Consider the following 12158-nt stretch of genomic DNA (forward strand, 5'->3'; position numbering starts at 1 on the left):
AAAAATTAGTAAGATGAAGGTTCATTTATGTACACATGAAATATTTTATAAAGAGTACGACTTTACTCCAAAGTTACATTTTTAGTTTTTTCATCTATAGATCTAATACTAAAGGGAAAATAACTGAAATATAAATGTAATTGAAAGGAGTGGAATAATAATGGAGGTAAGCCTTTTTTTAGGTTTTTTTTGGGGATGGGTAACGGTTATCATCACAGGAATACTTTTTGTGCGACCATCTGTACTACGTGAACTGAAAAAATTAGTGGTAGAAGACAGGGGATTTGGAATTATGTATGGCTTTCTATCAATTTTCCTAGGATTAGGTACTGTTATCCTGCATAATGTTTGGACACTTAATTGGCAGGGACTCATTACACTTATTGCATGGCTCGCACTACTAAAAGGGATTTATGTAATTGCATATCCTGAACCATCCAAGAAAACCAATTTTGAAGTAAGGGTACTATCTACTCGTATAGTGCTTGCTATACTTGGTGTTTTATCTTTTTGGATGCTTATATTACTTTATATGAAATAGAGACAAATATTGTTGAACATGGGAGTATATAGGTGGGTTTTTTTTGTAGTCCTTCGGAACGAAATTTTATAGTTACCTGTAAATTTAGTGTTTCTTACCTTGTAGACATGTTTTTATAAATAGTGAGATGGGCAAAACGAAAAGAATCTTAAATAAATAGGATTCTTTTCGTTTTATAAAGATGAATTTATTTTGTATCACTAATACAATGTATAATTATTTTTCCGGACTATTCGCAGTTATCTATCTTGGTATATTCAATGGTGGCTATGTGACCATCCGGTCGAATCAAAACGGTATCTATATTTTGTAACTTGGAATCTTGTATTTCTCCTACTATCACCTTTATGTGCGAATCAATTTACCATCCTGCATTAATTCAAAGAGTTTATAACTTTTCTTATTTTGAGAAGAAATAGTGAGATTTGTACATCTCTTTCCTATCAATGGATGCCTTTCTATATCGTGCATCGACGAATACCTAACCCCTAAACCACTTACTCTTTCAGATAAATCGTTATTTATCTCGGGGTATGTAAGTAAGTGCGAAAATAACTCTCTTAATTCCATTCCTGCGTTTGAAAAGTTTATCATTAATTGTTCTTGCGCTTGTACTTCTTTGAAAAATTGTTTTCCCAAAGCATGTCGTTCAATATGATAACTTTTTAATAGACTTTCATATTTTTTGTGTTTTATTGCGAGTCCTAATTTCCATCCTATATTAAAAGCATCTTGTAGACCTACATTCAAGCCTTGTCCTCCAGCAGGGAAATGAATATGTGCTGCATCACCTGCTAAAAATACACGCTTATGTTGATAAGTATTTGCTAGTTTGGTTGCATTGCCAAAACGAGAAAGCCATAATGTGCTCTTAATTTGAATATGTTCACCTGTAATACTATAAATACTATCTATAAACTCCTTTTCTGTAACAGCAACATGAACGGGTATTGCCTGATTCTTAGGATCAACAATTGCAAAACGAAATATATTAGGTGTAATAGGTACCATCATTAATATCCCATTTATATTAGAAGTAGATAAAAATGGAGTATCTGGTATATCTTCTAAAATAACATCACCTAATATAGCAGTAGTTGTTGTGTTTGTTCCACTATTCGTAGTTTTAATGACGTAGTAGTGGTTTTAACTCGATTTCAAATAATTCGCTTTCAATTTCATTAAGTGCATACATTGATACAGGGGAGGGAGAGGTATTAGATAAGACTTTTGATGAAAGAAGTTCTCCTGATGATGAGTAAAATGTAACAAACACTTGTGAAAATGGAGGGACCATAATGATTACACGGTCAGTTTTTTGCAACGTATTAACCAACTCCAAAATAATATAGTTTTATAAAAAATCGAAAAACATTAGATAAGTATAAAGATATTATTATGGGTGCTTTTCCAATAGTGAATTAATAAATTCTTTATTTCATTGTAAACAGTCTAAGAGCACACATATATGCGTGCTCTTAGATTAGAAAGATAGTTTTCTATGAGTAGGGATTCCCTATATAATAAAATATGCTTGTCCAATTTAAATGTGAGAAGTTTTTTAATAAAAACGCCATTTGGTAAATATATGTGAAAAAACGCCTTATATAGGCACTCTTTGCAAAGTGTTTTGTCTACTGTAGTAATTAAAAAAAAGCGATGGAAGTTGTTATCCGACTTATAAAACTAGGCAGTAAGCTCCCAAAAAAAGAAACTCCATCGCCCAGTTACTAGGGTGACAGTTAAGATAAAGAGTGGTATTAAAATAATCATTATTAAAGATGTTACTTTATATAAAGTGAATCCCGAAAACAGGACACATATCAAAAAACCTAAACCATCTATTCCCTAAATTCTTTAGGGGATAGGTGGTTTAGGTTTTCTTGAATTCGCACACGAGTGGAGTCCCTTTATCGCTTATGATTACGGCTAATTATATGGAGCATCTAGAACTAGGATTGAAGAAAGTCCCGATATTTGTGCACATTCCCCTTCAGATTATTATACCGGTACCTTTTATTTGTTGTTGCTATAATTCGCAAAAGGATACATCCATAGGGGGATATTTTAAAAGATTAGCGATGATCAATAAAAGTGTCTGAATTAAATATCAGGTGAAAATTATAGGATACTTTTGTTATAAAGAGTATCTATAGATGAATGTTATTGATTTTTACTTCTGAAAGATTTGGGATTCTAAATTACGAGCTGTTGGAGTATCTCTATTTTAAAATTTCAGTAGAAATATTAAAATACTAATATGAATGTAGAAGATTTAATACAGACGGTAATATTTTGTTAGTCATGTAATCTTTTGATTTGATGACCTTTTCCCCATTCAAATAGTTCATCCATAATTTTCATTAAAGATTTTCCGTGCTCACTTAGTGTGTACTCAACCTTTGGTGGTACTTCTTGATATACGTTACGATGGATAATCCCATCAGCTTCAAGTTGCCGAAGTTGTTGTGTAAGAACTTTTTGTGTAAGGTTTGGAATTTCTCGTTTAATTTCATTTGTTCTCATTTTTCCATCCATCAAAACACATAAAATATAAACTTTCCACTTTCCGCCGATTACATCGAGTGTCGTTGCAATTGGGCAGTCATCATTTTGATTCATATAACACCTCCAAAGGTACCTCAAGGTTCCTATAGTACCTGAAAGTACGTACTTTTCAATTATATGTAACTCATTCATACTAATACGTAAAGGATTGATTAATTTATAAAGGGGATGGAAAATGATGAGAACACTTGTAATTGTAGCACACCCTGATATTGAAAAATCACAAATTAATAAAAGATGGATAGAAGAACTTGAGAAACATTCGGATGAAATTACGGTGCATGAATTATATAAAGTGGCACCGAATTGGGAGTTTAATATTGAAGAAGAGCAAAAGTTATTAGTAGAACATGACAGATATATATTCCAATTTCCGCTTTACTGGTACAGTTCCCCACCATTATTAAAAAAATGGTTTGACGATGTATTAACATATGGATTTGCGTACGGATCAAAAGGGGATAAAGTGAAAGGGAAAGAATTTGGTGTGGCTATCTCTATAGGTGGATTAGAAAAAGATTATGAAAATAGCGGAATTACGATGGATGAGTTGACGAAACCATTCCAAGCTACATGCCTATATACAGGTATGGAATTTATACCATCATTTTATTTATATGGTGCGGAATATAAACTAAGTGATGAAGAGATTGATAAAAGTGCGCCTGAGTATGTGCAATATGTGATGAACAAGAAGTATTCTAATATATAAGGAGAAACAGCCATCTACTTGTTAAGTAGATGGCTGTTTTTTTGTTTGTTTTATATTCACTAAGTGTAATCTTTAGTAAATTAATAGTTAATCTGGTAAAATAAAAAACCTAACATATATAAAGGGGAGTTTTACTTGAGAACGATGCGACAATTATTACAAAAAAGAGCAATGCAATCACCAAATTTGGAAGCGCTTGTAGGGGGAGAGAAAAGGTATTCGTTTCAGCAGTATAATGAACGAGTAAATCAGCTTGCACATTATTTGTTACAAAACGGTGTGCAAAGAGAAGATCGTATTGGAATACTATGCAAAAATAATCATCCGTTTCCAAGCATTATGATGGCAAGTTTAAAAATTGGAGCGGTATTTATTCCGCTAAATCATCAGCTTACTGTTTATGAATTAGAAACGATTATAAAAGAAGCGAAATTAAAAGTATTAGTTATTGATGAAGAATTTAGTGAAGTGTTATTAAAGATTGATGCTGTTAAAGAAATTCCTTATGTAATTGAAACGACAAAAGAAGGCTTTGGTTCATTTGAATTAGAGTTGCAAAAACAGCCAACGACAGAACCGAATGTAGAAGTTCATGAAGAAGACGATGCCATTTACTTATTTACTTCAGGAACGACTGGACAGGCGAAAGCATGTGTAATTGGACATAAAAATTTACATCATTATTTTGCTGAAATTGCAGGACAAAGAGAAATCCCAGCAGGTGAACGCTTTTTATCCGTGCATCCATTGTTTCATATGAGTGGCGTGCTTTCTATTTTAAATTGTATTTATCATGGCGTTACGATGATTTTCTTAGCTGATTCGAATCCTACTTTCATTTGGGATAAAATTGAAGAAGAGAAAATTACGACAATGCTTGCATTCCCGGCTGTTTATAGCTACATGCTTGATGAACTAAATAAAAAAGAGCGTAACATTTCAACCTTTAAAGTAGCACAAAGCGGTGGAACAAAAGTGCCAGAAACGCTTATCCAAAAATATATGGAAAAAGGAATCTATATGGTGCAAGGCTATGGTAGTACAGAAGGTTGGGTTGTAACTTCATGGCATCCAATGATGGGAAAAGAAAAGATGTCTTCTGTAGGGAAAACCTTGAAAAATGTAGAGGTGAAAATTGTTCATCCAGAAACAGGACATGAACTAACAACTAATGAAGTCGGGGAGATTCACGTAAGAAGTCCATACATGTTTAAAGGATATTGGAATAATGAAAAGGCGACAAAGAAGGTAGTAAAAGATAATTGGTTTAACATGGGCGATGCTGGCATGTTAGATGACGATGGATTCTTGCATATTATGGGAAGATATAAAGACGTTATCATACGCGGTGGTGACAACGTATATCCAGATCAAGTAGAAGATGTTATTCATGAAATACATGGTGTTTTAGAAGTTGCAGTAGTTGGAGTTCCAGATGACTTTTGGGGAGAGGTTCCGACAGCGTATATTGTAAAAGATATGCAAACGTCTTTAACAGAAGAAGAAATTATACAGCATTGTAAAGAAAAACTAGCAAGCTATAAAATACCAGAAGTTGTATTTATGGACAAATTACCTAAAAATGCTTTAGGTAAAGTGTTGAAGAGGGAATTAAGGGAAGAATGTACTTGTAAAATGAAAATTGATTAGATGATGAGGAATCCAGTTATGTACAAAGCATAACTGGATTTTTTGTTTATGATTCTGTTAGCGGATATTATTAATATTTGGAACTTTTTGTTTATTTCTAGTGTAATATTGAAAATAAAGGAAGTTCATTCATTTCCGTACAAGGGGGAGAAAATATGGCTATAAAATTAGAAACTGAGCATTTATGTATAGAACCTTTTACCAATGATGATGTATGTAGAATTAAAGAATTGGCTAATGACAAGGAATTAGCCAATATTCTTGGGCTCCCACACCCATATAAATTGGAGTTCGCGCAAGATTGGGTTGATATACAACCAGAACTTATAAGGCAAGGAATCGAATATCCTTTAGGAATCATTTCTAAAGAATCAAGAGAAATTGTAGGTACAATTACACTAAGAATTGACAAAGGTAACAATAGAGGTGAGCTTGGTTATTGGATTGGTAAGAATTATTGGGGCAAGGGTTTTGCAACCGAGGCTGTAAATAGAATGATTCATTTTGGCTTTATCGAATTAGGTTTAAATAAAATTTGGGCATCTGCCATTTCTAGAAACCGATCATCGATTAAAGTGTTAGAGAAGTCGGGCTTACGTAAAGAAGGTACATTAAGACAAAATAGACTTTTATTAAATACATATGAAGATGTTGATGTGTATGGAATATTAAAGACAGAATACAAGGTTTTAAATTACAGATAAGATTGGTAGTATGATTACAAAAGGGAACCCTTCAGAACAGGGTTTCCTTTTGTATTTTAATAGAACTTGTTTATTAAAGACATAAAAATTTACTAGATTTTGTATTTTGTGTAAGATGATAAAGAATATTCAATTAACTATTAAAGGAAGAGATGTAAATGAAGCTGCCGCTATTACAGGTAGAGACAGAGAGGCTTATGATCCGTCCGTTCCAAAATGATGATTATGAAAGTTGGTTAGATGGATTTAATAAGAGGTTACCATCCCAGTATAAAGATGACGATGGCTATCAAGTTATGGCATCATCAACAAAAGAATGGTTCACGGAATGGATAAGAGGCTTTGATGAAGCAGCACATCGAGATGAGATGTACGTATTAGGTATTTTTCGTAAAGAAGACGGGGCTAATATTGGTAAGCTAGAGCTTATAAAAATTTTACGTATGGATTATCAGTGGGCAATGATGGACTACTCTATTCATAATCAATATTGGAAAAATGGATATGGGATAGAAAGTGTAAAAGCCGCGTTACCGTTATTTTTTAATCGTCTTCATTTTCATAGAATCGAGTTACATATACGTGTTGATAATGAACCATCCGTTCGTCTCGCGGAAAGAGCAGGTTTTTCTTTTGAATGCAAGAGAGAGGCGTTTTCTTTGGAGAATGGTGAGTGGATGGATTTTCTTATTTATTTTAAAAATAAGGAGATGAATATATGAGAGTTCTAATTACAGGTGGAAATCGCGGATTAGGGTTACAGTTAGTAAAAGTATTTCATGAAAATGGGCATATTGTTTATCCATTAGTTAGAACTGAGGTTGCGGTAACGCAATTGAAGCAAATGTTTAGTTGTAGATGTTTTCCTATATTAGCAGACTTATCGATTAATGAGAGTACGGAGCAAATTAAGAAACAGCTTGAGGAATATACAGAGTATATTGATCTAGTTATAAATAACGCTGGAATTACTGGAAAGGAGACTGAGGTTTTACATACGAATTCAGAAGAATTAACGGACGTATTTAATATTCATTGTTTAGGTGTAATTCGAGCTGTAAAAGGTACATATGTGGCTTTAGCTAAATCGGATCATCCGAGAATAATAAATGTGTCCTCTCGGTTAGGTTCATTGCATAAAATGGCCAACAAAGAGTTTCCGCAAGGCCATTTCTCATATTCATATCGAATTGCTAAAGCTGCACAAAATATGCTAACACTCTGCTTACAACAAGAGTTTGAGAATAAAGGAATAAGTGTAACTGCCATTCATCCTGGAAAATTAAAGACTGAAATTGGTGCTTTTGATGCGAATATGACCCCGGCTGAAGGAGCAAAAAATATATATGATTGGGTAATAGATTCAAATGAGGATGTTTCAGGGAAGTTTATTGAGCCAGGTGTAGGTGAAATAAAGTGGTAATATACAATCTTGCAATCATTCAGAATCTGTTTGGTCCCTCTAAAAAAGTATTAAATGGCTTACCAAATGCAGTAACAATTGAAGAAACAGAAGAAGATGTTTTTTATAACGTACAAACATATAAAGAAAAGATAAGTAGATTTGAAGAGGTTTGTTTTAACTGGGAGTTAAAAAGAGCGAGTATTGTATTAAACAAACGGTTTAGTGGTTATAACACAAGTGCAAAAGTGTTACTTGATGCCGGTTTTTCTTTGCACGCAGCAAAGATAGAAGTATGTAGAGAATTGAACAATATAGAAGAGCTTGAAAGACAATATACATATCGATCAATAGCAGAAGAAACGTTATCGGAAAAAGAATTTAAATATATTTGGGAACAATGTATGTCGGGTTCAGGGAATCAAACTTCAATTTTAACTATCGATGATCATTTTTATTCAGTGCAAACAGAGTTAGGTAAAGGCTGGGAAAAGTCATGTATTGTTTTTTATGATAAAAATGAGCCGATTGGTATGTCCATACCGCATATAGAACCTGGAACAGAAAGTGAAGGACGGTTATTTTATTTTGGAGTAATGCCTTATTATCGCGGGAAAGGAATCTCTTCCCAACTACATCTTCAATCGTTACATATGTTAAAGGAAATGGGCGCTACTTATTATATCGGAAGCACACATACTTCAAATGAAAAGATGCAGAGGATATTTTGGAGAAATAATTGTTCGGTGAAAACGGAGATAGAGCTTTATTATAAAATTTTTAAAGAAGGTTAGGGGAAATGAGAATGAAGACTATAAACGTATTTCATTACGACGCATTTACGAATAAACCGAATATGGGGAATCCAGCAGGTATTGTATTAGATGCAGATGGATTAACAGCAGAGGAAATGCAGCGTATTGCTGAAAAAGTTGGATTTAACGAAACAACTTTTGTTCTTTCTTCAGAAGTAGCACATATAAGAATGCGCTTTTTTACACCTGGTTTTGAAATGGATTTATGTGGTCATGGGACAGTTGGAACAATATTTGCCTTGCGTGAAAGAGGTTTATTAGAAGAGAAAAGTAACCTTACGATTGAAACGAACGCTGGGATTTTACCGATACAAATAGGTGTAAATGAAAAGGGCGAAACCTTTATAAAAATGAGGCAGGCAACACCTCAGTTTAAAGAATTTGCCGGTTCAAAAGAAGAATTAGCTCATAGTATCGGTTTAGAAGTAAATGATGTAGATGTAAGTTTGCCGATTGTATATGGAAGTACGGGGAACTGGACCGTACTTGTACCGGTTAAAAATCTAGATGTATGTGAGAGAATGAAACCTAACAATGAGGTGTTTCCATCCGTATTAAAAGAAATACCTAACGCTTCTATTCACCCAATTTGTCTAGAAACTTATGATGAACTAGCACAAATGCACGGCCGGCATTTTTCATCAGCTTACGCTGGAACGATAGAAGACCCAGTGACAGGGACAGCTTCAGGTGTAATGGGAGCGTATTATGCGACGTATTTGGAAAAAGATTTTGACCATGAAATGGAGTTAATCGTTGAACAAGGTCAAGAAATACATAAAGATGGTCGTGTAACGGTATATGTAACGAAAGATGTAGAAAATGAGAAGTTACAAATAGATATTGCTGGAACAGCGGTATATGTGAAAGAATTTGAAGTTTTAATATAAAGTGAAACTTTAATCAGTGGGGGGCATCCCCACTGATTATCAGCCCTCACCAATCGGGCTGCCCAGCGAATAGTGGGATAAAAAAGAAAGCCCGGCATACATCCGGACTTTCATTATCTGTTCAATACTTCAATATACGAAGCATCTCCAGTTGTTCTTAAAGCAGAGCGGAAATTGTTGTTTTCTAATGTTTTAGCGACTTGTTGTAACTGCTGTGCATCATCATGATGGATAAGTAAGCTGTCAGCACCGCTTTCCTCTATATGAATGTGTTCGACATTTCCGATGGCATCATGTACAGCTTTTAAAAATTCAGGTTTCATATTGTCCTCCTATATGTATGTAACGTTATTGTTAGTATTTCCTTATTTATGAAATTTAAAAGTGAATGAATTTTTGATATATTATGATTTTGGAAGGTATTTACTATTTGTTTGTCAAATAATAGTAAAGTTGTCTTTTGAATTAAAGGGTGAGGGAATGGACATTTCAATAATCGCTGCACAACTAGTTAAGGAGAAAGTTATTTCATATTATCCAAATAGCATAAAAGTATTGAACGGAGGAACGACAAGTACAGTGTATTTGCTGGATGAAGAATATGTTGTAAAGCTGAATGAAGCGGAAGTAATACGGGAAGAAGCTAATTTTCTTTCTTTTTATGAGGGGAATAAGTTGTTTTCGAAGTTTTTGTATAAGGAACCTTTCCATACGTATATTGTGTATTCTTTTCTTGAAGGTAGTACTTCTTGCGAACAAGGGCATAAACGAAGTACGCTTCGTACACTTGTAAAAGAAGTTATTAATAAGTATGAAATAGTTTCAGATGTAGATGTCTGGGGATGGAAAGAAAGTCCGGTTCAATCTTGGCATGAATTTTTAACGACAAATGTAATGGAAGCTCATGGAAATGTAAAACGTTACATAAGTGAAGAAGAGTATAGAATGGTTCTTAAGTTAGCAAATAGGGACGCTGGAATAAATCAGCCGTTTTTATTACAGGGTGATCTTGGATTCCATAATTTTATATTTCAAGAGAATAAGCTGCATGGTGTAATTGATCCTTTACCAGTGTTAGGAGATCCTATATACGATTTAATTTATGCATTCTGTTCAACCCCGGAAGATGTAACAAAAGAAACAATTCATTATGCGATGAAACAGTGTGTATTTCATAAAAAAGAAAGTGATTTATATGAAGAAATAGTCATAGGATTATATTTGCGTATAGATACATGTTTACGGCACCACCCGAAAGATTTAGAAGATTATTTAGCAGCTTGGCGTTATTGGATGAGAGAAATTAAGCCAGCTTTATAGTACAAATAGTTTGGGGGAGATAGTGAAATGAACATAACAGAAGCAAAAAGAGATTTGGCACAAAGAACGAAAAGAGGATTTCCAGTTATAATAGCTGGTATTTTATTTTGGATTGTAGCGAGTGTAACTGGTGTTCTTCTTTCAGAAAAGCAAGTTGTGTGGGTGTATTTAATTGGTATGGGTTGTGTGTTTCCTTTGGGCTTAATGATAGCGACTATATTAAAAATTGATATGTTTGCGAAAGGAAATCCGTTAGGGGTTTTGGCAGGATTAATTGGTGGAATAAATGTATTGAATATTCCGCTTGTATTACTTGCCTATTTTCAATTTCCAGAATGGTTACCTTTTGTAGTAGCGATGTTAATAGGGGTTCATTTTATCCTGTACGTATGGATTTATGAAAGTAAAAGTTATGGTTTATTGTCAGTAGGGACTGTATTCGTAACGTCAGTTTGCGGGATTCTTTTTGCAGAAAAAGGATTTACTGTCATTCCCTTATCGGTTACAGTTGTTTATTTCCTTACTTTTATAAGTTTGTTAATTGAAAATAAAAAAGCAGATCATTACCAACAAAAATCAGCTTAATAAAAATATAGGGATAGGGGGAATTATGATGAAAAATTTCGTTTGTACAACGTGTGGTGTGCAGTATGCAGCAAGTGTAGAGGAACCGGTGAGTTGTCATATTTGTGATGAAGAGAGGCAATATGTGAATCCGAAAGGGCAGTCTTGGACGACTTTAGAAAACTTGCAAACAGATGATACATACAAAAATGAAATAATTGAAGAAGAAAATGGGCTTTATAGTATTACGACAAAACCAGGGTTTGCAATCGGGCAAACGGCATTTGTAGTGAAAACAGAATCATATCGTTTACTATGGGACTGTATTACTTATTTAGAAGAAACGACAATTGCGAAAATAAAAGAGCTTGGCGGATTAGATGCGATTGCATTGTCTCATCCTCATTATTATTCAACACAAGTAGAATGGGCGGAGACATTTGATGTTCCAATTTATATACACGAAGATGATAAAGAGTGGGTGATGCGCCCGAGTAGCCGTATTATTTACTGGTCTGGTGAGTCTTTACAATTAGCGGATGGCTTGGTCATTCATCGTTTAGGAGGCCATTTCAAAGGAGGATCTGTCTTACATTGGGAAGAAGGTAATGATGGAAAAGGAATTTTGTTAACAGGTGATATTATTCAAGTTGTAGCGGATGAAAGATGGGTAAGCTTCATGTACAGCTATCCAAACTTAATTCCATTACCAGCGAGAAAAGTGGAAGAAATGGTGAATCGAGTGAAGCCGTTACGGTTTAATCGTTTATACAACGCTTTTCATCGAGTAGTAAAAGAAAATGCAAATGAGGCAGTTGAACGTTCTGCTGAAAGATATATTAAGGCGGTAGAAGGAAAGTTGTTTCATACGTAAAAAGTAATTTGATAAGCGGCAAAGCACTGGATGCTTTGCTGTTTTTATAGTGCTGAAATGTCATTATTCGTCGGTAAGTCGATATAATTTCTTATATCTAAAAACAACGAAAAGCAAA

General features: G+C 34.1%; 14 protein-coding genes and 1 pseudogene. 11 read left to right on the plus strand and 4 right to left on the minus strand.

Annotation, left to right across the window (positions count from 1 at the left end):
* Window positions 1-160: 160 nt before the first annotated feature.
* Entirely contained in the window at window positions 161-541 is a 381-nt protein-coding gene (locus KI369_RS14030) for a hypothetical protein (RefSeq protein ID WP_060487795.1), read from the plus strand.
* A 229-nt stretch (window positions 542-770) separates the two neighbouring features.
* On the opposite strand, the pseudogene KI369_RS14035 reads toward KI369_RS14030, so the two are convergent.
* The 3 genes and pseudogenes from KI369_RS14035 to KI369_RS14045 all read right to left on the minus strand — a co-directional run.
* Window positions 771-1657: pseudogene (locus KI369_RS14035) on the minus strand (FAD-dependent monooxygenase); the annotation flags it as partial.
* Window positions 1658-1667: 10 nt separating this feature from the next.
* Window positions 1668-1865, minus strand: coding sequence for a hypothetical protein (locus tag KI369_RS14040; RefSeq protein ID WP_212956373.1), 198 nt, complete (start codon window positions 1863-1865; stop codon window positions 1668-1670).
* Between the two features lie 974 nt (window positions 1866-2839).
* The gene (locus KI369_RS14045; RefSeq protein WP_212956362.1) at window positions 2840-3163 is read right to left on the minus strand and encodes a winged helix-turn-helix transcriptional regulator; all 324 of its coding nucleotides are present in this window, start codon (window positions 3161-3163) and stop codon (window positions 2840-2842) included.
* 124 nt (window positions 3164-3287) lie between these two features.
* On the opposite strand from KI369_RS14045, the gene KI369_RS14050 reads away from it, so the two are divergent.
* The 7 genes from KI369_RS14050 (at window position 3288) to KI369_RS14080 (ending at window position 9282) form a co-directional block, all read left to right on the plus strand.
* Window positions 3288-3821, plus strand: a complete 534-nt coding sequence (locus KI369_RS14050; protein WP_212956372.1) for an NAD(P)H-dependent oxidoreductase — start codon at window positions 3288-3290, stop codon at window positions 3819-3821.
* Window positions 3822-3956: 135 nt separating this feature from the next.
* Window positions 3957-5471, plus strand: a complete 1515-nt coding sequence (locus tag KI369_RS14055; protein ID WP_212956363.1) for a class I adenylate-forming enzyme family protein — start codon at window positions 3957-3959, stop codon at window positions 5469-5471.
* 155 nt (window positions 5472-5626) lie between these two features.
* A complete protein-coding gene (locus KI369_RS14060; protein ID WP_212956364.1) occupies window positions 5627-6175 on the plus strand; it encodes a GNAT family N-acetyltransferase in 549 nt (182 codons plus the stop codon).
* A gap of 158 nt (window positions 6176-6333) precedes the next feature.
* Window positions 6334-6897 carry a GNAT family N-acetyltransferase gene (locus KI369_RS14065; protein ID WP_212956365.1) on the plus strand — a complete coding sequence of 188 codons (564 nt, stop codon included), beginning with the start codon at window positions 6334-6336 and terminating at the stop codon, window positions 6895-6897.
* On the plus strand, window positions 6894-7598 hold the full coding sequence (locus KI369_RS14070; protein ID WP_212956366.1) for an SDR family NAD(P)-dependent oxidoreductase: 705 nt from the start codon (window positions 6894-6896) through the stop codon (window positions 7596-7598). Before KI369_RS14065 ends, KI369_RS14070 begins: the two co-directional genes overlap by 4 nt.
* The gene (locus tag KI369_RS14075) at window positions 7592-8371 is read left to right on the plus strand and encodes a GNAT family N-acetyltransferase (protein ID WP_212956367.1); all 780 of its coding nucleotides are present in this window, start codon (window positions 7592-7594) and stop codon (window positions 8369-8371) included. The genes KI369_RS14070 and KI369_RS14075 overlap by 7 nt, the downstream gene beginning before the upstream one ends.
* Before the next feature lie 11 nt (window positions 8372-8382).
* The gene (locus KI369_RS14080) at window positions 8383-9282 is read left to right on the plus strand and encodes a PhzF family phenazine biosynthesis protein (protein ID WP_212956368.1); all 900 of its coding nucleotides are present in this window, start codon (window positions 8383-8385) and stop codon (window positions 9280-9282) included.
* Window positions 9283-9395: 113 nt separating this feature from the next.
* Here the strand turns inward: KI369_RS14080 and KI369_RS14085 are convergent, their stop codons facing one another.
* Window positions 9396-9605: a hypothetical protein gene (locus KI369_RS14085; RefSeq protein WP_000801653.1), complete on the minus strand. Its 210-nt coding sequence runs from the start codon at window positions 9603-9605 to the stop codon at window positions 9396-9398.
* A gap of 157 nt (window positions 9606-9762) precedes the next feature.
* On the opposite strand from KI369_RS14085, the gene KI369_RS14090 reads away from it, so the two are divergent.
* The 3 genes from KI369_RS14090 to KI369_RS14100 are packed head-to-tail and all read left to right on the plus strand — an operon-like array spanning window position 9763 to window position 12040.
* Entirely contained in the window at window positions 9763-10602 is an 840-nt protein-coding gene (locus KI369_RS14090) for an aminoglycoside phosphotransferase family protein (protein WP_212956369.1), read from the plus strand.
* 27 nt (window positions 10603-10629) lie between these two features.
* The gene (locus KI369_RS14095) at window positions 10630-11187 is read left to right on the plus strand and encodes a DUF7010 family protein (RefSeq protein WP_212956370.1); all 558 of its coding nucleotides are present in this window, start codon (window positions 10630-10632) and stop codon (window positions 11185-11187) included.
* Window positions 11188-11212: 25 nt separating this feature from the next.
* On the plus strand, window positions 11213-12040 hold the full coding sequence (locus KI369_RS14100; protein WP_212956371.1) for an MBL fold metallo-hydrolase: 828 nt from the start codon (window positions 11213-11215) through the stop codon (window positions 12038-12040).
* Window positions 12041-12158 lie beyond the last annotated feature (118 nt).

This window comes from Bacillus sanguinis, assembly GCF_018332475.1.
In the GTDB taxonomy this organism is placed as follows: Bacteria; Bacillota; Bacilli; order Bacillales; family Bacillaceae_G; genus Bacillus_A; species Bacillus_A sanguinis.

Bases quoted from the DNA above. Each gene is read 5' to 3' on its own strand.
- KI369_RS14030 (WP_060487795.1), top strand. From the start codon at position 161: ATGGAGGTAAGCCTTTTTTTAGGTTTTTTTTGGGGATGGGTAACGGTT.
- KI369_RS14045 (WP_212956362.1), bottom strand. From the start codon at position 3,163: ATGAATCAAAATGATGACTGCCCAATTGCAACGACACTCGATGTAATC.
- KI369_RS14050 (WP_212956372.1), top strand. From the start codon at position 3,288: ATGAGAACACTTGTAATTGTAGCACACCCTGATATTGAAAAATCACAA.
- KI369_RS14060 (WP_212956364.1), top strand. From the start codon at position 5,627: ATGGCTATAAAATTAGAAACTGAGCATTTATGTATAGAACCTTTTACC.
- KI369_RS14065 (WP_212956365.1), top strand. From the start codon at position 6,334: ATGAAGCTGCCGCTATTACAGGTAGAGACAGAGAGGCTTATGATCCGT.
- KI369_RS14070 (WP_212956366.1), top strand. From the start codon at position 6,894: ATGAGAGTTCTAATTACAGGTGGAAATCGCGGATTAGGGTTACAGTTA.
- KI369_RS14080 (WP_212956368.1), top strand. From the start codon at position 8,383: ATGAAGACTATAAACGTATTTCATTACGACGCATTTACGAATAAACCG.
- KI369_RS14085 (WP_000801653.1), bottom strand. From the start codon at position 9,605: ATGAAACCTGAATTTTTAAAAGCTGTACATGATGCCATCGGAAATGTC.
- KI369_RS14090 (WP_212956369.1), top strand. From the start codon at position 9,763: ATGGACATTTCAATAATCGCTGCACAACTAGTTAAGGAGAAAGTTATT.
- KI369_RS14095 (WP_212956370.1), top strand. From the start codon at position 10,630: ATGAACATAACAGAAGCAAAAAGAGATTTGGCACAAAGAACGAAAAGA.
- KI369_RS14100 (WP_212956371.1), top strand. From the start codon at position 11,213: ATGATGAAAAATTTCGTTTGTACAACGTGTGGTGTGCAGTATGCAGCA.